16 protein-coding genes and 1 pseudogene are annotated in these 20636 nt (G+C 66.4%); 13 read left to right on the top strand and 4 right to left on the bottom strand.

Annotation, left to right across the window (positions count from 1 at the left end):
• Nucleotides 1-72 precede the first annotated feature (72 nt).
• Nucleotides 73-900, bottom strand: coding sequence for an ABC transporter ATP-binding protein (locus tag ACIPK7_RS16285; RefSeq protein ID WP_192432570.1), 828 nt, complete (start codon nt 898-900; stop codon nt 73-75).
• The gene (locus ACIPK7_RS16280) at nt 897-2498 is read right to left on the bottom strand and encodes an ABC transporter permease (protein WP_401088889.1); all 1602 of its coding nucleotides are present in this window, start codon (nt 2496-2498) and stop codon (nt 897-899) included. The genes ACIPK7_RS16285 and ACIPK7_RS16280 overlap by 4 nt, the downstream gene beginning before the upstream one ends.
• Nucleotides 2499-2755: 257 nt before the next feature.
• Here ACIPK7_RS16280 and ACIPK7_RS16275 point away from each other — a divergent pair, with 257 nt between their 5' ends.
• The 8 genes and pseudogenes from ACIPK7_RS16275 (at nt 2756) to ACIPK7_RS16240 (ending at nt 12695) form a co-directional block, all read left to right on the top strand.
• Nucleotides 2756-3817, top strand: coding sequence for an ABC transporter substrate-binding protein (locus ACIPK7_RS16275; protein ID WP_192432571.1), 1062 nt, complete (start codon nt 2756-2758; stop codon nt 3815-3817).
• A 471-nt stretch (nt 3818-4288) separates the two neighbouring features.
• Nucleotides 4289-5608: an amino acid permease gene (locus tag ACIPK7_RS16270; protein ID WP_401088887.1), complete on the top strand. Its 1320-nt coding sequence runs from the start codon at nt 4289-4291 to the stop codon at nt 5606-5608.
• Nucleotides 5601-6875 (top strand): aspartate aminotransferase family protein, encoded by a 1275-nt coding sequence (locus ACIPK7_RS16265; RefSeq protein ID WP_401088885.1) that lies wholly within the window; start codon nt 5601-5603, stop codon nt 6873-6875. The genes ACIPK7_RS16270 and ACIPK7_RS16265 overlap by 8 nt, the downstream gene beginning before the upstream one ends.
• A gap of 9 nt (nt 6876-6884) precedes the next feature.
• Nucleotides 6885-7919 carry a phosphotransferase enzyme family protein gene (locus tag ACIPK7_RS16260; protein ID WP_401088883.1) on the top strand — a complete coding sequence of 345 codons (1035 nt, stop codon included), beginning with the start codon at nt 6885-6887 and terminating at the stop codon, nt 7917-7919.
• Between the two features lie 92 nt (nt 7920-8011).
• The gene (locus tag ACIPK7_RS16255; protein WP_192432575.1) at nt 8012-8959 is read left to right on the top strand and encodes a helix-turn-helix domain-containing protein; all 948 of its coding nucleotides are present in this window, start codon (nt 8012-8014) and stop codon (nt 8957-8959) included.
• A gap of 242 nt (nt 8960-9201) precedes the next feature.
• Nucleotides 9202-10539: a hypothetical protein gene (locus ACIPK7_RS16250; RefSeq protein WP_192432576.1), complete on the top strand. Its 1338-nt coding sequence runs from the start codon at nt 9202-9204 to the stop codon at nt 10537-10539.
• 32 nt (nt 10540-10571) lie between these two features.
• Nucleotides 10572-11837, top strand: a pseudogene (locus ACIPK7_RS16245) (HAMP domain-containing protein); the annotation flags it as partial.
• Between the two features lie 102 nt (nt 11838-11939).
• Nucleotides 11940-12695: a methyl-accepting chemotaxis protein gene (locus tag ACIPK7_RS16240; RefSeq protein ID WP_401088995.1), complete on the top strand. Its 756-nt coding sequence runs from the start codon at nt 11940-11942 to the stop codon at nt 12693-12695.
• A gap of 1 nt (nt 12696) precedes the next feature.
• Here ACIPK7_RS16240 and ACIPK7_RS16235 read toward each other — a convergent pair whose 3' ends face one another.
• Nucleotides 12697-12939: a DUF2790 domain-containing protein gene (locus ACIPK7_RS16235; RefSeq protein ID WP_401088881.1), complete on the bottom strand. Its 243-nt coding sequence runs from the start codon at nt 12937-12939 to the stop codon at nt 12697-12699.
• Between the two features lie 260 nt (nt 12940-13199).
• Here ACIPK7_RS16235 and ACIPK7_RS16230 point away from each other — a divergent pair, with 260 nt between their 5' ends.
• Nucleotides 13200-14162 (top strand): GlxA family transcriptional regulator, encoded by a 963-nt coding sequence (locus tag ACIPK7_RS16230; RefSeq protein WP_401088879.1) that lies wholly within the window; start codon nt 13200-13202, stop codon nt 14160-14162.
• Nucleotides 14163-14215: 53 nt separating this feature from the next.
• On the opposite strand, the gene ACIPK7_RS16225 is transcribed toward ACIPK7_RS16230, so the two are convergent.
• Nucleotides 14216-14677, bottom strand: a complete 462-nt coding sequence (locus ACIPK7_RS16225; protein WP_024762520.1) for an Lrp/AsnC family transcriptional regulator — start codon at nt 14675-14677, stop codon at nt 14216-14218.
• 272 nt (nt 14678-14949) lie between these two features.
• Between ACIPK7_RS16225 and ACIPK7_RS16220 the strand changes: the two genes are divergently transcribed.
• Genes ACIPK7_RS16220 through lpdA form a run of 4 tightly spaced genes read left to right on the top strand, consistent with a single transcriptional unit; the run spans nt 14950 to nt 19939 of the window.
• Nucleotides 14950-16182, top strand: a complete 1233-nt coding sequence (locus ACIPK7_RS16220; RefSeq protein WP_401088877.1) for a 3-methyl-2-oxobutanoate dehydrogenase (2-methylpropanoyl-transferring) subunit alpha — start codon at nt 14950-14952, stop codon at nt 16180-16182.
• Nucleotides 16179-17231 (top strand): alpha-ketoacid dehydrogenase subunit beta, encoded by a 1053-nt coding sequence (locus tag ACIPK7_RS16215; RefSeq protein ID WP_081519779.1) that lies wholly within the window; start codon nt 16179-16181, stop codon nt 17229-17231. Before ACIPK7_RS16220 ends, ACIPK7_RS16215 begins: the two co-directional genes overlap by 4 nt.
• Nucleotides 17232-18518, top strand: coding sequence for a dihydrolipoamide acetyltransferase family protein (locus tag ACIPK7_RS16210; protein ID WP_401088875.1), 1287 nt, complete (start codon nt 17232-17234; stop codon nt 18516-18518).
• Nucleotides 18519-18532: 14 nt separating this feature from the next.
• On the top strand, nt 18533-19939 hold the full coding sequence (gene lpdA, locus ACIPK7_RS16205) for a dihydrolipoyl dehydrogenase (RefSeq protein WP_401088873.1): 1407 nt from the start codon (nt 18533-18535) through the stop codon (nt 19937-19939).
• The last annotated feature ends 697 nt before the right edge of the window (nt 19940-20636 follow it).

Genomic DNA, 20636 nt, shown 5'->3' with positions numbered 1-20636 from the left:
CGAATATTCCAGAGTGGCCTGGTCGAAGAGCTTCGCGAGCAAGCTCGCTCCTACAAGGGTGGGTTGTTTGGATCAGCAGGCAATGAACTCGAACGGCAGGTCTTCCACCCGTTTGAGCTGAGGCGCGACATAGTCACCTTCGCCCGTCAGCTCGTGCAGCAGCGCCTCGCGTTGGCGCAGGAAGTCGTAGCCGCCGCGCTCGCGGGGATGCACCAGCGGCACTTCGACGATGCGTTTGATGCGCCCCGGCCGCGGCGCCATCACCACCACGCGGTCAGCCAGGAACAGCGCCTCCTCCACGTCGTGGGTCACCAGCACCGTGGTGATCCGCTCGCGCTGGCGGATGCGCAGCAGCTCTTCCTGCAACTGCTGACGAGTCAGCGCGTCCAGCGCGCCGAAGGGTTCGTCCAGAAGCAGAATGCGCGGGCTCGCGACCAGGCCACGGGCAATCGCCACTCGTTGTGCCATGCCGCCGGACAGCTGGTGCGGATAGGCGCGGGCGAACGCCGTCAGACCCACCAGTTGCAGGTAATCGGCAACCTTGGCGGCCTTGCCGGTCTCGCTCAGTGGTTCGTTGACCAGGCCGAGGGCGACGTTCTGCTCCACGCTCAGCCAGGGGAAAAGACGGTGCTCCTGGAAGACGATGCCCCGCTCGCCGCCGATGCCATCGATGAGCGCGCCGTCGATGCGGATCTCACCCTGGAATTCGCGATCCAGCCCCACCAGCAGGCGCAGCAGCGTGGACTTGCCACAGCCGCTGGCGCCGACGATGGCGATGAATTCGCCGTCGGCGATCTCCAGGTCGAAACGTTCGATGGCCTGCAGCTCGCGGCCATCCACGGGGAAGCTCTTGGCGACCTGGCGAAAGCTCACCAGCGCCTGGGATGCGAATGCGTTCATGCGTGTCTCCAGCGCGTCACCCGCGCTTCGATGCGCTGGCCGAGAGCGGCCAGCAAGGCTCCAGTAAGGCCGACCAGCAACATGCCGGCGCCGACCAGGTCCATGCGGAAGAGTTGTTGCGCGCCGATCATCAGGCTGCCGATGCCGCCGTCCGAAGGCATGAAGTACTCAGCGCCGATGGTTCCGAGCCAGGCATAGATCAGCGCCAGGCGCACCCCGGCGAACACCGAGGGCGCGGCACCCGGCAACACCAGCCGGCGCAGGCGTTGCCAGGGCGAAAGGCGCAACGCGATCGCCGCCTCGCTCAGCTGCGGCGGCAGGCTGGCGATGCCGCGCTGGGTCGCCAGCAGCAACGGGAAGAAGGCGGCGAGACCGACGAACACGACTTTCGCGAGTTCACCCAAGCCGAACCAGGCCGTGAGCAGTGGAACCCAGGCAAAGATCGCCACTTGCCGCAGTGCCGCGAAGGACGGGCCAAGCAGTCGTTCCGCCGGGCGCCACAAGCCCAGGCCGAGGCCGAGCAAGAAGCCCAGCGAACCGCCCAGCAGCAAGCCGGCGAGCGTGCGTTGCAGACTGGCAAGCAGTGCGACGGTCAGGCTGTTGTCCAGCAGGCCATCCCACAACGCGACAGCCACCGACGCGGGGCTGGCAAGAATCGCCGGATCGACCCATTCCAGGGTGCTCGCCGCCTGCCAGATCGCCAACAGGGCCAATGGCAGCAGCCATGGCTCAAGGCGCTCCCACCCTTGCCCCGCGCCACTACGTCGGAACTCCCCTGCGGCCTGCTGCGGCCAGTGCACCAGACGTCGGTCCAGTGCCTGGATGCCACGGTCCATAGCCGCGCCTACCAGGCCGATGACCAGGATGCAGACGAACACGATGTCGAGCATGAACAACTGGCGCGCCTGCACCATCAGGTAGCCGATACCTTCGCTGGAGGCCAGCAACTCCACCGCCAGCAAGGAGGTCCAGCCCTGCGCCAGTGCCAGGCGCACACCGGTGAGGAACGCCGGGAGCGCCGCTGGCAGGATCAGTCGCCACAGCAATAGCCTGCGCGGCAGGCGCAGCACGGCGGCGGCCTCGCGCAGACGCGGCTGGGAATCACGTACGCCGACCAGGGTGTGCAGCGTCACCGGCACGATGATGGCCTTGATCAGCACCACCAGCTTGAGCAGTTCGCCGATACCGAAGAACAGCATGAACAGCGGAATCCAGGCGAGGGTCGGAACCTGAGCCAGGGCAGTGAAGGTGGGCAGCACCAGACGCTCGGCGCGGCGGCTGAAGCCGAGCCAGGCGCCCAGTGCCAGCCCGCTGAGGATGCCGGCCAGCAGGCCCCAGAGCAGACGTTTCAGGCTGACGCCCAACTGCTGCCAGAGCTCGCCGGTCAGCAGTTCTCGTCCGGCCTGCAGCACCAGTTCGGGGGTGGGGAGGATTTGCGCGGACATCCAATGACGATGGCTGGCGGCCCACCAAAGCACCGCAATGGCCAGCGGCACCAACCACGGCAACAAGGGTTCGAAGCCACGCCAGCCTAGGGCCGCAGGCCTCAGACGGGGGTTTGGAAGAGCAAGGCGATACGGCTTAGTAATATTCTTCATTGGAATATAAATATTTATATCAATGCATTTATGAGCTAGCACGGGCCATTTAAGGGAAGGTCCCGGTGCTCATCCAATGCATTCGCCGAATATTTTTTATGCCCTACGGGCATCTTCCCTCGAGGCCCTGTGATCTCTCGCTTAGCTCGAATAATTCCTAAAAAATGCATTTTTATTATTTTGTTGATGGACAGCCTCATGTCTTTAGTGCTGGCGCCGGAGCCACATGCGCTCCCCCACTGCAGGAGGCAGGCGCCATGAAGGCCCTCACCAATCAATTGCTGTCCCTTTTCGCTGCGCCGGTGCTGGCCGGCCTGCTCGGCGCCTATCCGCTGGTCACCCAGGCCGCTGACCCGGTGAGGGAAATCCGCATCGCCGTGCCCGACGTCAGCGCCGGGCAAAACCACTCCAGCGGCGGTGTGGCGGACATCCTCTACACCCGCCAGTTGCTGGAGAAGGAATTCGCCGCCGACGGCATCCAGGTGAAATGGAGCTTCTTCAAGGGGGCGGGCCCGGTAGTCAATGAAGCATTCGCCAACGGCCAGGTGGACTTCGCCTACCTGGGCGACCTGGCGGCGATCATCGGCAAATCCAGCGGCCTGGACAGCCGTGTACTGGCCGCCACGGCGCGCGGGGTGAACCATTACCTGGGCGTGCAGCCGGGCTCGGGGATCAAGACCCTGGCTGACCTGAAGGGCAAGCGCGTGGGCATCTTCCGTGGCACCGCCAGCCAGCTGTCGTTCGACAACGCGCTTGCCAGCGCCGGCCTGACCGAGAAGGACCTGAAGGTGATCAACCTCGACTTCAGCGCCGCCCTCGCCGCGCTCGCTGCCAAGCAGATCGACGCCACCTGGGGCCTGGCCGGTCTGTTCGCCCTGCGTGACAAGGGGCTGGCGGAAATCCCGCTGAGCACCCACGACCTCGGCGGCGCCGGGACCCTGCAGGCGCTGTTGGTGGGCAACGGAGAGTTCATCGACGCCCACCCGGACATCGTCGAGCGCCTGCTCAAGGTGCAATTACAGGCCGTTCAATGGGCCAGCGCCGATGCCAACCGCGATGCCTTCATCGACCTGATATCCAAGCAGGCCAACTACCCTGCCGTGATCTTCAAGAGCGAATACCAGGGCCGCCCGCTGCTGGAGGTGCTTTCGCCCAAGCTGGACGCCGACTTCCTCGGTCGCCTGGACGCCTCGATCACGGCGGCGAAGTCCTACGGCCTGATCCGTCGCGACTTCAAGGCCGCCGACTGGGCCAACCCGGCACCACAGGATGCAGCAAGTCGGCAGCTCGCCGGGCAACCGGTGGCGGCGATTCAGTAATCCGCTTCACGATAATCCTGTCCGCGTCCGAGCGGCCTCACAGTCAGCCCCCCATCTCAGCCCCGGCACTCAAGCGCACGTCATGCACTGTGCGCTGTACACCCAACCGGCCTTCGGGCCGGTTCCTCATTCCCACGCCCCAGCCGGTAGAAGCGAGCCCGCTCGCGAACGGACGCCATGGTGACTTCAACGCCACGGGGTTCATGGCATACCCGCACCGGCATGCAACGCCCCTCCTGCGTCTTTGCGCATTTCTGATATCGCCCCACCCCGCGCCCTTCGTACCTTCTCACTGCCGGCCGCACCTGACGGCAGGCGCGTGCAACCCACAAAACAACAAGAAGGGCCACCCCATGACTTCACGCATCCAACCGTCGGCATCCGCCGGCGCCCTCCCTTGCCCGCTGCGCTCCGGCGCGCGCGGCTGACTGCCGTTCACCCCTCATCACTCACAGGCAAGGGACACTCGACATGCTCAAACAAGGCGTACTTCGCTGGCCCCAGATCGCCGGGCTCGGTATTTCACTGGTTATCGCCGGGCAGTTCTCCGGCTGGAACTACGGCCTGGCCAGCAGCGGCTGGGCCAATATGCTCGTCGCCACGCTGCTCATGGCCGTGCTCTGCGGCGGCCTGGCGCTGTGCGTATGCGAACTCTCCACAGCACGCCCCCACGCCGGCGGCGTGTTTGCCTATGCGCAGTTGGCCTTCGGGCCTTTCGTCGGCTACCTGGTCGGCGCGGCCTGTGCGCTGGCGCTGACCATTGGCACCGGCGCGGCCGCCAACTTCCTCGCCGCGTATATGGAGTCGGTGTTCGGCTTCGGCGGCTGGCCGGTGCGCATCGGCCTGTTCGCGGCGATCATCGGCATCCACATCATCGGCGTCGGCGAGGCTCTTGGGCTAACCCTGCTGGCCGGTGCCGTGGCGGCCATCGCGCTGCTGGCCTTCGGCGGTGCCATGCTGCCCCACGTGCACTGGGAAAACCTGCTGCCCAGCGCCGGCAGCGCACTGCCGGACGTGAGCGTCGGCGGCGTATTTGCCTGCGTACCCTTCGCCATCTGGATGTTCATCTGCCTGGAGCAGGTCGCCTCCGCCGCCGAGGAAGCCGCCGAACCCGGCCGCAGCATGCCGCGCGGGATCATCGCCGCCGTCGGCACCCTGCTGTTGACGGCGCTGACCGTGGTGATCAGCGCGCCGGGCGCCGCAGGGGTGGAAGTGGTCGGCAACGCGGGTGATCCGCTGTACGCCGCCATGACCCACGGTGGGCTCTACGGCGAGCGCGACTGGCTGCCGTTGCTGGTCGGCTCGGGCGCCGTGTGCGGCCTGCTGGCGACGTTCTTCTCGGTGGTGTTCTCCGCCTCCCGCCAACTATTTGCCCTGGCCCGTGACGGCTTCTTCCCCGCCGCGCTGGCCCGCACCAACCGCCGTGGCGCGCCCTATGTCGCCCTGCTGGTGCTGACCGTGATCGGCCTGCCGCTGACCCTGGTTCCGCCGGAAAAACTCCTGCTGTGCATCGTCCTGCTGCTGGGCAGCTGTCACCTGGTGCTGTTCGCCGCCTACCTGCGCCTGCACCGCACCCAACCGGGTCTGGTGCGCCCCTTCCGCCTGCGCGGCGGCCCGGTCGTGGCCAGCATCGGCATGCTGCTGACCCTGATGGTGATCGCCGCCTGCTTCCAGCTGGAAGTGGCCATGCTCAGCGCCCTGGCCCTGGTGGTCGCCGCCCTCATCCTCAACTACCTGCTGCGCGCCGCGAGCCGCGCCGGCAAGCCCCTGGAGAATGCCGAAAATGTCTGAACCCACCCTGCTGCAACGCCGCCACCAGGTCATGGGCGATGCCTCGCCGCTGTTCTACGACGAGCCGCTGGAGCTGGTGAAAGGCGACGGCGTCTGGCTCATCGACGCCGCCGGCAAGCGCTACCTGGACTGTTACAACAACGTGCCCTGCGTCGGCCATTGCCACCCCAGGGTGGTGACGGCCATGGCCGAACAGGCGGCAACGCTGAACATCCACACCCGCTACCTCAACGAGCGCGTGGTGCGCTACGCCGAGAACCTCACCGCGACTTTCGCCGAGTCGCTGGACAGCCTGATGTTCACCTGCACCGGCAGCGAGGCCAACGAACTGGCCCTGCGCATGGCGCGCTTCGCCACCGGCAACAAGGGCGTGATCGTCAGCGACTACAACTACCACGGCAACACCACCACGCTAGCGGCGGTGACCACCGCGCTGCCCAGCTCCGAGCCGTTCTCCGCCCACGCGCGGGCCGTGCCGATCCCCTGCCTCTACCATGCCGACGGCACGCCCGAGCAGGTAGCCGACCGCTATGTAGCCAAGGTCGCCGAGGCCATCGCCGAGCTGCAGGCGGCCGGCGTAGGCCTGGCGGCCATGCTGATCGACACCCTGTTCGCCAACGAAGGCATCCCGCGCCTGCCGGCCGGCTACCTGGAGCGCGTGGCGAAGCTGGTGCGCGAGGCCGGGGGGCTGCTGATCACCGACGAGGTGCAATCGGGCTTCGCCCGCACTGGCGACCACCTGTGGGGCCACCAGTCGCACCCCCTGGTGCCGGACATCGTCACCCTCGGCAAACCCATGGGCAACGGCTTCCCCCTGGCGGGCGTGGTGACCAACCGCGAGCGCGTGGAGGCCTTCGGCCGCAGCAACCTGTACTTCAACACCTTCGGCGGCTCGCCGGTGGCGGCGGCCGTCGGCCAGGCGGTGCTCGACGTGATCACCGAGCAGGACCTGCAAGGCAACGCCCGGCGCCAAGGCGCGAAGCTCAGCGCCGAGCTGCACCGTCTCGCCGAGCGCCACTCGATCATCGGCGACGTCCGTGGCCAGGGCTTGTTCTTCGCCGTGGAACTGGTGCGCGACCGCGCCAGCCGCGAGCCGGCTGGCCTCGAAGCACGACGCATCGTCAACAGCATGCGCCAGCGCGGCGTGCTGATCAGCAAGATCGGCGGTGACGACAACATCCTCAAGATTCGCCCGCCACTGGTGTTCGAGGCCGAGCACGGCGAGCTGTTCATCGACACCCTGGACCAGGTCCTGAGCGAACTCTGAGGAGCCACCATGAACGACTTTTCCAAGGTTTGTTTCGCAGAGCTTGATCACAACCAGCAGATCGCCTGCCTGCGCGACCTGGCGCTGGACGCCCTGCGCCACTGGGACGGCGACTTCGTCGGCCTGGAGCTGCTCAAGTACCGCGAGAACGCGGTGTTCTGCGCCATCCGCAGCGACGGCACGCGCAGCGCCCTTCGCGTACACCGCGGCGGCTACCACAGCGAAGCGGCGCTGCGCTCGGAACTGACCTGGATGGAGCAACTGGCCGCCGGCGGCATCGGCGTGCCGAGCATCATCCGCACCCGTAGCGGCGAACACCTCGCTGAGGTACGCAGCGCCGCCCTGGAGGAATCGCGCTTCGTCGACATGCTCGGCTGGCTGTCCGGCAGCACTTTGGGCTCCGCCGAACAGGGCCTGAGCGCCGACGGCGACATCGAGGCGCTGTTCCATCAGGCCGGCGCCGTGGCCGCGCGCATTCACCTGAATTCAGCTCAGTGGCGCCAGCCCAACGAATTCACCCGGCACGCCTGGGACGAGGAAGGCCTTGTCGGCGCCAACCCGTTCTGGGGGCGATTCTGGGAGCTGGACCTGCTCAGCGATGGGCAACGCGAGCTTCTGCAGAGAGCTCGACAGGAAGCCCGCCTCGACCTGCGCCGCTACGGCCGCAACCTGGGCAACTTCGGTATGATCCACGCCGACCTGGTGCCGGAGAACCTGCTGCTCGAAGGCGGCGAACTGCAGCTGATCGACTTCGACGATGCCGGCTTCGGCTGGCACATGTTCGAGCTGGCCACCGCGCTGTACTTCTGCCTGGACGACCCGCGCCTGGCGCAGATTCAGACGGCGCTGCTGGCCGGCTACGACTCGGTCAAGCTACTGTCCGAAGCCGACCGCGCCGCGCTGCCGCTGTTCCTTGCCCTGCGCGGCACCACCTACCTGGGCTGGGTGCACACCCGACGTAACAGCGAAACCGCCCGGGAACTGGCGCCCATGCTGATCGAGCGCGCCTGTACACTCGCCGCCGCCTACCTCGCCGGCCGCTGAAACTGGCAGAGCGCCGCAACACCCTGGCGCGCAGGCACAAGCCTGCGCGCCAGCACTGACCGATACTCGGCCTACAACCGAGGTGAACCGCAATGACCGGCATCGCCCGCCACCAGGCAACCGACTCCGATGAACTGGCCTGCGCCCTCGCCGGCTGGAGCCAGGACTACACCCAGCTCGGCCACGGCCGCCTGCAGGCGGAGCTGCTGCATGTGCAGCTGCCCGACGCCTCGCTGATCTACGAACACTCCAATCTACACCTGCACGAGAACATGGCGCCGCCCGCCGGCCACCTGGTGATCGGCATCCCGCTGAGTGCCAGTGCCGATTCGCGCTTCAACGGCCAGGCCCTGCACGACGACACCCTGCTGGTGCTCGAAGGCGGACGCGAGCTGGAAATCTGCGCCGCCGGGGAGATCCACATGCTCGGCCTGACCTTCAGCCAGCCACAGCTGGAACGCCTGCTCGGCGCCGAGGAACGCGAGCTGTTCGAGCGCGCGCTGCAGCAACGACGCCTCGAGCTTTCGCCTACCGGCGCCGGCGGCCTGCGCCGCAGCCTGTGCGACGCCCTCGCCGCCTTCGAAGGTGAGCCGTGGCGGGTGGACGACCCGCAACAGGCCGGGCACGCCGTGGCGCTGGTGCTCAGTCATGTGCTGCAGGCGCTGGAAGAAATCCTCCCCGGCAATGACCGCGAAGGCGCGCCACGCTCACTGCAGCAGCATCGCCGCCTGGTGCTGGCGGCCATCGAACGCATGCAGGCGGACCTCTCCGAGCCGCTGTCGCTGCTGGAACTGAGCCAGAGCCTGAACACCAGCCAGCGCACTTTGCAGTACTGCTTCCGGCAAATTTGCCAGAGCACACCGCAGCAGTTCTTCCTCAGCCTGCGCCTGGCCGAGGCGCGCCGCCGGCTCAAGCAGGAGCCGCAGCAGAGCATCACGCACCTGGCGCTGGACCTGGGGTTTGCCAGTTCCAGTCATTTCTCGGCGCTCTACAAGCGCCTGTACGCCGAACAACCGTCATTGATCTCGCGCTCGCGCTGATCGGCGCCACCTGTAGGAGCGAGCTTGCTCGCGAACAAACTCACCGGCAGCTCCCGCGTCAAGCGGGTTCGCGAGCAAGAGCTAGGCGCCCCCCCTCGCTCCTACAAAAGCACTATCGCCCGATCTGGCAACCACACCCAATCACTTGGCAGACAGGAGCAACGGCACAGGGCCAGCCCTTACTTAGCATCGGCAGAAGTCACATCCCCTCAATCGACAATAACGAAACGGATGCCTTCACCATGACCCACGCCGCCGTGCTGCGCCCCACCCTGCTCGCCCTGCTCATCGCCGGGGCCAGTTCCGCCAGCGCCTACCAGCTGTACGCGACCGACGACACGCACCTGAACGCCGACCTCTCGGCGACCTTCGGGCTGTTCCACAGCCAGGAACGCTACAACATGACCGGCACCCTGGATGAAGGCTCGTCCTCCTGGCAGGAAGGTTTCATCAAGTACGGTCTGAGCGGCGACCAGAAGCTGGGCGGCGCGGGCACCGCCTACGGCGCCTTCAACCTGCTCAGTTCCGGCACCTGGGGCGATGGCGATGCCGCGGGCTTCAGCGACGGTTCCGAGCGCACCACCAAGATCGAGGACGCCTACGCCGGCTGGCGTTCGGCCGGGCTGTTCCCGGTGCTGGGCGAGGATGGCATCGACCTGTCCTTCGGCCGCCAGAACATCGTGGTCGGCGATGGCTTTCTGATCGACGGCGATGCTCTGAATATGGGCAAGGGCCTGGCCGACGGCGAATACAACCGCGGCGGCGCCTACTATCTGGCGGCGCGTCGCGACTTCGACGAAACCGCCGTGCTGCGCATCGGCGGCAAGGAAGGCTGGCGCGGCGACCTGATGCGCCTGAAATCGGACAACCGCGCCCAGGCCAACTCCGAGCTGTACGTGGCAACCCTCGAACACGTCGCCCCGGAAGCCACCTTCGGCCTGACCTACATCGACGTCACCGATGTGGACGAGCGCTACGCCTCGCCCATCCAGCTCGACCGCAAGGATATGAAGACCTACAGCCTGCGCGGCACCGGCAACGCCGGCGTGGAGAACCTGTTCCTCTCCGGCGAGTACGCCTGGCAGGACAAGCGCGATGCCCAGTACACCGACGACACCGCCAACGCCTGGTACCTGGAGGCCGGCTGGACATTCTCCGACGTCACCTGGAAGCCCTATATCAGCTACCGCTTCAGCCGCTTCTCCGAAGGCTACGACACCCTCTTCTACGGCTTCAGCCGTGGCTTCGGCACCTGGTTCCAGGGCGAGGTGGCGGGCAACTACTCCGGCCCGTTCAACAACAACACCCGCGTACACAACGTCGGCGCCAAGATCACCCCGCTGGAGAACCTTTCCATCGGCGCGCAGTTCTTCGACTTCCACACCCTGGACACCGACCTGGGCAACACCGATGGCCGCGAGCTGGACCTCTACGCCGAATGGGCGATCAACGAGCACCTGGTGATCATCCCGCTGGTGGGCCTGTACCAGCCGAAGAAAAGCGCAGCCGAAGGCGGCACTCAGATCGGCAACGACAACAGCAACCTCTACAGCCAGTTGCTGTTCTCCACCACGTTCTGATCCAGGGATTCGAAGCATAAGGAAAGCCCGCCATGCCCAGCCTCCTGACGTCCATCCAGGGCCGTATCACCTGGCTGGCGGGCCTCTGCCTGATCCTCGTCGCCAGCGTCCTGATCGGTCTTTCGCTGTACCAGGCGCGGCAGGACAGTCGCACCATCCAGCACGACAGCGGCGAACTCTTCGCCGTTGCCGCGCGGCACAATCTGGAAACCCAGGGCCAGGTCCAGGCCCTGCTGATCCGCGAGCGCCTGCAGAACAACCTGCTGCTCGGTGAAGGCCTGCTGCGCACCGTGCAGACCCTGCGCGCACAACAGCATCAGGGCGTCCTCGACGCCGCGGCCCTGCGCTCCGCGCTCAACCAGGCGATGGCCGAAACCCTCGGCGCGCACCCGGAGCTGCTTGGCCTGTTCCTGGTGTTCCAGCCCGATACTCTGGATGCCGCCGACAGCCAGTTCGTAGCCCGCGAAGATCTGGGCAGCAACGAGACCGGCCGCTTCGCCCTCTACCTGCTGCAGAACGGCGGGCAAACCCAGCGGGTAATCGGCACCGAGCAGGTCCTCGGCGACATCACGCCCGGCCCCAGCGGCCAGCCCTACAACGCCTTCTTCACCTGCTCCACCGGGCATGCCCGCCCCTGCGTGCTCGACCCGTATTTCGACGACGCCTCGGGGCAGCGCCGGTTGGTCACCAGCGTTACCCTGCCGCTGCTGGAGAACGGCAAGGCCATCGCCGCCGTGGGCTTTGACATCGACCTCGCAGCCCTGCAACAAAGCAGCGCTGACGGGAGCCGCAGCCCGTTCGACGGCCAGGGTCGCATCCGCATCCTCAGCCCCAACGGCCTGATCGCCAGCGACAGTGGCGACGCCTCGAAGCTGGGGCAGAAATTCGAAGACAAAACCGTGTTCGAGGAAATCGCCGCCGGACGCTCGCAGTCCTTTGAGGACGGTGAATCCATCAGCGTGCTGCACAGCCTCGCCCCGGTGCCGGACGCCGCGCCCTGGGGCATCCTGCTCAGCGTGCCGCGCGCGGTGATGCTCGCCCCGGCTGAACGCCTCAAGGGCACGCTGGACGACCTGCGCTGGAAAAGCACTGCGCTGGAAACCGGCGTCGGCATCGCCACCGGGCTGCTCGGCATGCTGCTGGTGGCGCTCACCGCGCTCGGCATCAGCCGGCCGATCCTGCGTCTGGCGCGGATGCTGGAAGACATTGCCGACGGCGAAGGCGACCTCACCCGCCGCCTTGATTACCCGCGCCGCGACGAACTGGGCCGCCTGGCCACCGCCTTCAACCGCTTTCTCGACAAACTTCAGCCGAGCATCGCCGCCGTGCAGTCGGCGTCCCGCGAGGCACACTCCACCGCCGACCGCTCGGCGCAGATCGCCCGTCAGACCAGCGACGGCATGCAGCAACAGTTCCGCGAGATCGACATGGTCGCCACGGCGCTCCAGGAGATGTCCGCCACCGCCCAGGACTCGGCCCGCAGCGCCGCCCGCGCCGCCGACGCCGCACGCACCGCAGAGCAGGCCTGCGACGATGGCTTCCGCACGCTCAACGCCACCAACAGCGGCATCGACCTGCTCGCCGCCGGGATGAACCAGGCCATGACGGAGTTGCAGCAACTGGCGGCGAGCAACGAGCAGATCGGCTCGATCCTCGAAGTCATCTGCGGCATCGCCGCGCAGACCAACCTGCTGGCCCTCAACGCCGCCATCGAAGCGGCGCGCGCGGGCGACGCCGGGCGCGGCTTCGCTGTGGTCGCCGACGAAGTACGCGGGCTGGCCCGGCGCACCCAGGAATCGGTGGAAGAGATTCGCGAGGTGATCGAAAACCTGCAGGCGCGCGGTCAGTCAGTGACCAGCGCGATGCAAGGCAGCTTCACCCAGGCCCAGGGCAACGTCGATCAGGCGCGCCAAGCCATCGACGCGCTGCGCCGGATCGGCGAGGCGGTGAACCTGATCAGCGAAATGAACCTGCAGATCGCCAGCGCGGCGGAGGAACAGAGCAGCGTCGCCGAGGAGATCAACCGCAACATCGCCGGCATCCGCGACGTCACCCAGACTATTTCCGATCAAGCGCAACAAGCCGCCAGCGCCAGTCGTTCACTGAACGACCTGGCCAGCCGGCAGCAGGGATTGGTGGAGCAGTTCCGCGCCTGACTCAGATGTCGCTGCAGCGCGGAGTCTGGCGCAGGTACTTGACGGTGTGCTGCTGTCCCTGGGAGTCCAGGTAGACCATGGTGGCCTGGCTGACTTCGCAGCGCTCGTTGGGTTGGGAGATGCTCAGCACCTTGGCCACATCCAGCGGCATGCCGTAGTGGTAAACGGCCGCATCGTCGGCGAAAGCGCTCAAGGACAACAGCAAGGCGGGGATGGCAATGAGTGCGGAAAGAGTGGATTTCATGGCAGGAACCTCAGGGATCACGCGGGTCGCGTCGATCGTGGCCCACTGCCATAAATCTAGCCGATCGGACCTTTCCTACACAGATCGACTTCGACAATGCATTTCTGCAAATAGCGCAACAATAGTGGCTTGCTGGCGTTACTGCCCTGTGATTGTCACGCCATTTGACGGCTGATTGGCAGCATTCGCACCCCTGACACGTTTGCGGCCAACGTTTTCTCCCGCAAGAATGAACGCCATCGATTGGATCGGGAGGCGCCATGAAACGCGTGGCTATGCTGCTGTTCCCCGGCGTGCAGGCGCTGGATGTTTCCGGGCCGCTGGACGTGTTCGCCGAGGCTAATGCCTTCGTCCCTGCCGGCCAGGGCTACCAGGTGGTAACCCTCGCCGCGCCGCCCTTCCCGCTGCGCGCCTCCAACGGCCAACTGCTAGGCGCCGACTTCAGTCTCGAACAGGGTGACAGCGCGGCTGACATCCTGCTGGTGCCGGGTGGGCCGCGATTGCCAGAAGAGTCACCCGCACCCGAGTTGCTCGTGTGGTTACGCACGGCCTGTGCCATGGCGGCGCGTTACGGATCAATCTGCACCGGGGCCTTTCTGCTTGGTCATGCCGGACTGCTCGACGGCAAGCGCGTGACGACGCACTGGAGCGACGCTCGTCGGCTTGCCGAGCTGTTCCCTCAGGCGCTGGTCGAGCCGGACCGGATTCATGTGCGCGATGGTGCATTGGTGACTTCGGCCGGCGTGACCGCCGGCATCGATCTGGCACTGGCCTTGGTCGCCGAGGACCATGGCGCGGCGGTGGCGCTGTCGGTGGCGAAACGGCTGCTGGTAGTAACGCAGCGTCAGGGCGGGCAATCGCAGTTCAGCCCCTTCCTGCAGGCGCCGGCCGACGAAGGCTCACCGGTGGCGCGCATCCAGCGCTACGTGCAGGAAAACCTCGAGCAGCCGCTGGGCGTGCCGCAACTGGCTGCCGAGGTGGCGATGAGCCCACGCAGTTTCGCCCGCGTGTTCGTCCGCGAGGCGGGCGTGACGCCTGCGGAGTTCGTCCAGCGTGCCCGTATCGACGCCGCTCGCGGGTTGCTGGAAGGCAGCGATCTGGCGCTGAAAGTGATCGCATGGCGCTGCGGCTTCGGCAGCGCCGCGCGCATGCGCCTGGTGTTCGCCCAGCGTCTGGGGGTAACGCCGACGCAGTATCGCGAACAGTTCCGCCGCGAGGGTTGAGCCTCTACGCCAAAGTGTCCGGCGTGCCTCGTCGTAGGATGGTGTCGAGCGCCTCAGATCGGCGGCGCCGAGCGCAGCATCACCGACTTCAGCGCGAAGGCCGACTTGATCCCCGCTACGCCGGGAATCTGCGTCAGCGTGTTGGTGAGGAACAGCTGGTACGCCGACAGGTCCTTCACCACCACCCGCAGCATGTAGTCGGCGTCGCCGGTCATCTGGAAGCAACTCATCACCTGCGGCGCCTGGACGATGCGTTCTTCGAACCGCGCGAGGTAGTCACCGGTCTGTTTTTCCAGGGACACCGAGACGAACACGCTCATGCCACCGGACAGGCGCTCCTCGTCCAGGCGCGCGAAGTAACCCTGGATGTAGTGCTCTTCCTCCAGGCGGCGGACCCGGCGCAGTGTCGGGGTCAGCGAAAGACCGATGTTCTGCGCGAGATCGCGCCAGGAGAGCCGGCCATCGTCGGCCAGAGCGCGAAGGATTTTCAGGTCGGTGCGGTCAAGATCAGCCATTTTTCGTCGTACTACCCAGAGCTGTTTTTATAGTTCAAACACACTAATCCTGAAGCTTACAGCTAGTCAATTTGGAGCAAAAAACCAATCGGTCACACCTATACTGAAACCACAACTACAACAACCGAGGACCTCACCATGAGTGATGTCACCACCCGCCCCGCGACCCCGCGCGGCACCCGCACCGTAGCCCTACCCGGCCGGGTGCGCCCGCCAGGCATGGCTTCTTCCGTTCGCTGATCCACACCCACGATCACAACTGGAGACCCGCCATGACCGACTACGCTCCGCTCCGCCTGCACGTCCCCGAACCCACCGGGCGTCCGGGCTGCAAGACCGACTTTTCCTACCTGCACCTCTCGCCCGCCGGCGAGGTGCGCAAACCCGACATCGACGTGGAACCCGCGCAGACCACCGACCTGGCCTTCAGCCTGGTGCGCGTGCTCGACGAAGACGGCAACGCCGTCGGCCCCTGGGATCCGGACCTGAGCCACGAGCAACTGCTGCGCGGCATGCGCCTGATGCTCAAGACGCGCATCTTCGACGCGCGCATGCTCACCGCCCAGCGCCAGAAGAAGATGTCCTTCTATATGCAGTGCCTGGGTGAAGAGGCTATCGCCACCGCCCACACCATGGCCCTGCGCGATGGCGACATGACCTTCCCGACCTACCGTCAGCAAGGCATCCTGATCACCCGCGACTACCCGCTCAAGGACATGATCTGCCAGCTGCTCTCCAACGAGCAGGACCCGCTCAAGGGCCGCCAGCTGCCGATCATGTACTCCAGCCGCGAGAAGGGCTTCTTCTCCATCTCCGGCAACCTCGCCACCCAGTTCATCCAGGCCGTCGGCTGGGGCATGGCCTCGGCGATCAAGGGCGACACCAAGATCTCGTCCGCCTGGATCGGCGACGGCGCCACCGCCGAATCCGACTTCCACACCGCCCTCACCTTCGCCCACGTGTACCGCGCGCCGGTGATCCTCAACGTGGTCAACAACCAGTGGGCGATCTCCACCTTCCAGGCCATTGCCGGCGGTGAAGGCACTACTTTCGCCAACCGCGGCGTGGGCTGCGGCATCGCCTCGCTGCGGGTCGACGGCAACGACTTCCTCGCCGTCTACGCCGCCTCGCAGTGGGCCGCCGAGCGCGCCCGCCGTGGCCACGGCCCGAGCCTGATCGAGTGGGTCACCTATCGCGCCGGCCCGCACTCCACCTCGGACGATCCGTCCAAGTACCGCCCCGCCGACGACTGGACCAACTTCCCGCTGGGCGATCCCATCGCCCGCCTCAAGCAGCACCTGATCGGCCTCGGCATCTGGTCCGAGGAGCAGCAGGAAGCGCTGAAGAAGGAACTGGAAGCCGAAGTGATCGCCGCACAGAAGGAAGCCGAACGCCACGGTTCGCTGGTGGACGGCCATGTGTTCAGCGCCGCCAACCTGTTCGACGACGTTTACAAGGACCTGCCGGAACACCTGCGTCGGCAGCGCCAGGAGCTCGGGGTATGAATGCCATGAACCAGCAACACGAGAACGCCCAGGCGGTCACCAGCATGACCATGATCCAGGCGTTGCGCTCGGCCATGGACGTGATGCTCGAACGCGACGACAACGTCGTGGTGTTCGGCCAGGACGTCGGCTACTTCGGCGGCGTGTTCCGCTGCACCGAAGGCCTGCAGAAGAAATACGGTACCTCGCGGGTATTCGACGCGCCGATCTCCGAGAGCGGCATCATCGGCGCCGCCGTCGGCATGGGCGCCTACGGCCTGCGCCCGGTGGTGGAAATCCAGTTCGCCGACTATGTGTACCCGGCCACCGATCAGTTGGTTTCGGAAGCCGCGCGCATCCGCTACCGCTCGGTCAACGACTTCACCGTCCCCATGGTGGTGCGCATGCCCTGCGGCGGCGGCATCTACGGCGGGCAAACGCACAGCCAGAGCCCGGAGGCGATGTTCACCCAGGTCTGCGGCCTGCGTACCGTCATGCCGTCCAACCCGTACGACGCCAAAGGCCTGCTGATCGCCTGCATCGAGAACGACGACCCGGTGATCTTCCTCGAACCCAAGCGTCTGTATAACGGCCCGTTCGACGGCCACCACGACCGCCCGGTGACCCCCTGGTCCAAGCACCCGGCCAGCCAGGTGCCAGAGGGTTACTACAGCGTGCCGCTGGACAAGGCGGCCATCGCCCGCCCCGGCTCCGAACTGACCGTGCTGACCTACGGCACCACCGTCTACGTGGCCCAGACCGCCGCCGAGGAAACCGGCATCGATGCCGAGATCATCGACCTGCGCAGCCTCTGGCCGCTGGACCTGGACACCATCGTCGAGTCGGTGAAGAAGACCGGCCGCTGCGTCATCGTCCACGAAGCCACCCGTACCTGCGGCTATGGCGCCGAGCTGATGTCGCTGGTGCAGGAAAACTGCTTCCACCACCTCGAAGCGCCGATTGCCCGCGTCACCGGTTGGGACACGCCCTACCCGCACGCCCAGGAATGGGACTACTTCCCCGGCCCCGCCCGCGTTGGCGCGGCCTTCAAGCGCGCCATGGAGGTCTGAATGGGCACTCACGTCATCAAGATGCCGGACATCGGCGAAGGCATCGCCGAGGTCGAGCTGGTGGAGTGGCATGTCCAGGTCGGCGACGAGGTCCATGAGGACCAGCTGCTGGCCGAAGTCATGACCGACAAGGCCACCGTGGAAATTCCCTCGCCGGTGGCCGGCAAGATTCTCGCCCTGGGCGGCGTGCCCGGCCAGGTGATGGCCGTGGGCGGCGAGCTGATCCGCCTGGAGGTAGAAGGCCAGGGCAACCATCGCGAGGCCGCGCAACCCAAGCCTCATGAAGAAGCCGCGCAGCCGAAGGCGCAAGCCAAACCCGCCCCCGTCGCCGAAGCGCCCAAGCCCGCACCGCGTGCCGAGAGCAAACCCGTTGCCCCCGCCGCGCGCCCTGCCCCAATTGCAGCCCCGCGCCGCGCACCGGGCGAGAAGCCGCTGGCCTCGCCGGCGGTACGTCAGCGTGCCCGCGACCTGGGCGTGGAGCTGCAGTTCGTGCAGGGCAGCGGCCCGGCCGGGCGCATCCTGCGCGAGGACCTGGAGCACTTCGTGGAACACGGCGGCGCGACCATCGCCTCCGGCTACGCCGCGCGCCACGACGAGCACCAGATCCCGGTGATCGGCCTGCGCCGCAAAATCGCGCAGAAGATGGCCGAGGCCAAGCGGCGCATCCCGCACTTCAGCTACGTCGAGGAAATCGACGTCACTGACCTCGAAGCGCTGCGCGTGCACCTCAATGCCAAGCACGCGGCGGCACGCGGCAAGCTCACCCTGCTGCCCTTCATTGCCCGCGCCATGGTCGTCGCCCTGCGCGACTTCCCGCAGCTCAACGCGCGCTATGACGACGAAGCCGACGTGATCACACGCTACGGCGCGGTGCACCTGGGTGTCGCCACCCAGAGCGACAACGGGCTGATGGTTCCGGTGCTGCGCAACGCCGAGTCCCGCGACCTGTGGGGCAACTCCGCAGAAGTGGCGCGCCTCGCCGAAGCCGCGCGCCATGGCAAGGCCAGCCGCGAGGAGCTCTCCGGCTCGACCATCACCCTGAGCAGCCTCGGCGCCCTGGGCGGCATCGTCAGCACGCCGGTGATCAACTACCCGGAAGTGGCCATCGTCGGCGTCAACCGCATGGTCGAGCGGCCCATGGTGGTCAACGGCCAGGTGGTGGTGCGCAAGATGATGAACCTGTCCTCGTCCTTCGATCACCGGGTGGTCGATGGCATGGACGCGGCGGCCTTCATTCAGGCCGTACGCGCCCTGCTCGAACACCCCGCTACCCTGTTCATCGATTGACGGAAGCCGCTGACATGAAACAGAACCAGACTCTCGAAACCACCCTGCTGGTGATCGGTGGCGGCCCCGGCGGCTACGTCGCGGCGATCCGCGCCGGCCAGTTGGGCATCCGCACCGTGCTGGTGGAAGGCGCCGCCCTGGGCGGCACCTGCCTGAACATCGGCTGCATCCCGTCCAAGGCGCTGATCCACGCCGCCGAGGAATACCTCAAGGCCCGTGAGTTCGCCGGCAAGTCGCCGCTGGGCATCAGCGTGCAGACGCCGAGCATCGATATCCAGCGCACTGTGGAATGGAAGGACGGCATCGTCGACCGCCTGACCACCGGCGTCGCCGCGCTGCTGAAGAAGCACGGTGTCACCGTGGTCAGCGGCTGGGCGAAGATCGTCGACGGCAAGACCGTCGAGGTCGACCTTGCCGAAGGCGGCACCCAGCACATCCACACCGAGCACCTGCTGCTGGCGGCCGGTTCGAAATCCGTGGAACTGCCCTTCCTGCCGGTGGGTGGCAATGTCATCTCCTCCACCGAAGCACTGGCGCCGAAGACACTGCCCAAGCGCCTGGCGGTGGTTGGCGGCGGCTATATCGGCCTGGAGCTGGGCATCGCGTACCGCAAGCTCGGCGTGGAAGTCACGGTGGTGGAGGCGCAGCCGCGCATTCTGCCGACCTATGACGAGGAACTGACCAGGCCAGTGGCCAATTCCCTGCGCAAGCTGGGCATCGAGCTGTACCTGGGCCACAGCGTGATGGGCCTGGAGCCGGACGGCAAAGGCCTGCGCGTGCAGGACGGCGCCGGTTCGCAGCGGGTGATCGAGACCGACCAGGTACTGGTCGCCGTCGGCCGCCACCCCAACACGACCGGCTGGAACCTCGACACCCTGCGCTTGGACATGAACGGCCGCGCCGTGCAGATCGACGACCAGTGCCGCACCTCCATGCGCGATGTCTGGGCCATCGGCGATATCGCCGGCGAGCCCATGCTGGCCCACCGCGCCATGGCCCAGGGCGAGATGGTCGCCGAGATCATCGCCGGCAAGCGCCGCGCCTTCGCTCCCACGGCGATCCCGGCGGTGTGCTTCACCGATCCGGAGGTGGTGGTGGTCGGGCTGTCACCGGAACAGGCCCAGGCCGCCGGCTACGAGGTCCTGACCGCGAGCTTCCCGTTCGCCGCCAACGGCCGCGCCATGACCCTGGAATCGAGCGACGGCTTCGTCCGCGTGGTGGCTCGCAAGGACAACCACCTGATCCTTGGCTGGCAGGCCGTGGGCAAGGCGGTCTCGGAGCTGTCCACGGCCTTCGTGCAGTCGCTGGAAATGGCCGCCTGCCTGGAAGACATCGCCGGCACCATCCACGCCCACCCAACCCTCGGCGAAGCGGTGCAGGAAGCAGCGCTGCGCGCGCTGGGGCATGCCTTGCACGTCTGAAGCCTGATCTCTCCAACTGGCCTGGCCTCCAGGCTTCCCCCTCCTGACCCGCCTTCTGGCGGGTCTTTTTTTGCCGGCGGCCCGGCGCTGGGCGGTTCGCGGGCATGGCCCACTTGTATGGCGTTAGGGTAGGAACCTGTCGGGGGTGGAGGGACAAGACCCGCTTCTGCAAGCCAGACGGTAGGAGACTTCCCACCCACGCGTTCACGACAAGCGCCGATAAGGAATCCATCGGACTGGGTAGCCCCCCAGACCGACGATACCGGCAAGCCTGCGCCACTGTGAGCCCCCGACAGGCAGTTCCATCTGCAGCGTCGGAGAGCCCCATGACAAGCCAGGTTGCGGTGATCGGAATTGATGTCGCCAAGGATTCGCTGGGTGTCTCCTACAGGGAGACTTGCGCTTGTGTAGGAGCGAGCCATGCCCGCGAACGGCGGACAACGTCCGCCGCAGAGTCCTCTGCCACGTCGAATCGATCGCGGACGGAGTTCGCCCCTACGCACGTGGTCGATCACCGCACGGATTGTGGCATCGCTCTCGCACGGCACTTTTCGCACGAAAGCATCAGATAGGAGCCATTACCCGGATTTTTGCCGTTTTAACCGAGGATATCGTGACACTAACCGTTGCTCTATTGTCGCATTGACCAAATTAACCATTTGGTACATTTTGCTCCTACAGGCCTTTCTCCTTTCGG

The organism is Pseudomonas sp. NPDC086581, assembly GCF_044746165.1.
In the GTDB taxonomy this organism is placed as follows: Bacteria; Pseudomonadota; Gammaproteobacteria; order Pseudomonadales; family Pseudomonadaceae; genus Pseudomonas.
Note: the sequence above shows the minus strand (reverse complement) of the source record. Positions and strands in the feature narration are given on the sequence as shown.

What these genes read in the sequence shown, in the direction of transcription:
- ACIPK7_RS16285 (WP_192432570.1), bottom strand. Translation starts at nt 900, where the DNA reads ATGAACGCATTCGCATCCCAGGCGCTGGTGAGCTTTCGCCAGGTCGCC.
- ACIPK7_RS16280 (WP_401088889.1), bottom strand. Translation starts at nt 2,498, where the DNA reads ATGAAGAATATTACTAAGCCGTATCGCCTTGCTCTTCCAAACCCCCGT.
- ACIPK7_RS16275 (WP_192432571.1), top strand. Translation starts at nt 2,756, where the DNA reads ATGAAGGCCCTCACCAATCAATTGCTGTCCCTTTTCGCTGCGCCGGTG.
- ACIPK7_RS16270 (WP_401088887.1), top strand. Translation starts at nt 4,289, where the DNA reads ATGCTCAAACAAGGCGTACTTCGCTGGCCCCAGATCGCCGGGCTCGGT.
- ACIPK7_RS16265 (WP_401088885.1), top strand. Translation starts at nt 5,601, where the DNA reads ATGTCTGAACCCACCCTGCTGCAACGCCGCCACCAGGTCATGGGCGAT.
- ACIPK7_RS16260 (WP_401088883.1), top strand. Translation starts at nt 6,885, where the DNA reads ATGAACGACTTTTCCAAGGTTTGTTTCGCAGAGCTTGATCACAACCAG.
- ACIPK7_RS16255 (WP_192432575.1), top strand. Translation starts at nt 8,012, where the DNA reads ATGACCGGCATCGCCCGCCACCAGGCAACCGACTCCGATGAACTGGCC.
- ACIPK7_RS16250 (WP_192432576.1), top strand. Translation starts at nt 9,202, where the DNA reads ATGACCCACGCCGCCGTGCTGCGCCCCACCCTGCTCGCCCTGCTCATC.
- ACIPK7_RS16240 (WP_401088995.1), top strand. Translation starts at nt 11,940, where the DNA reads ATGCAGCAACAGTTCCGCGAGATCGACATGGTCGCCACGGCGCTCCAG.
- ACIPK7_RS16235 (WP_401088881.1), bottom strand. Translation starts at nt 12,939, where the DNA reads ATGAAATCCACTCTTTCCGCACTCATTGCCATCCCCGCCTTGCTGTTG.
- ACIPK7_RS16230 (WP_401088879.1), top strand. Translation starts at nt 13,200, where the DNA reads ATGAAACGCGTGGCTATGCTGCTGTTCCCCGGCGTGCAGGCGCTGGAT.
- ACIPK7_RS16225 (WP_024762520.1), bottom strand. Translation starts at nt 14,677, where the DNA reads ATGGCTGATCTTGACCGCACCGACCTGAAAATCCTTCGCGCTCTGGCC.
- ACIPK7_RS16220 (WP_401088877.1), top strand. Translation starts at nt 14,950, where the DNA reads ATGACCGACTACGCTCCGCTCCGCCTGCACGTCCCCGAACCCACCGGG.
- ACIPK7_RS16215 (WP_081519779.1), top strand. Translation starts at nt 16,179, where the DNA reads ATGAATGCCATGAACCAGCAACACGAGAACGCCCAGGCGGTCACCAGC.
- ACIPK7_RS16210 (WP_401088875.1), top strand. Translation starts at nt 17,232, where the DNA reads ATGGGCACTCACGTCATCAAGATGCCGGACATCGGCGAAGGCATCGCC.
- lpdA (WP_401088873.1), top strand. Translation starts at nt 18,533, where the DNA reads ATGAAACAGAACCAGACTCTCGAAACCACCCTGCTGGTGATCGGTGGC.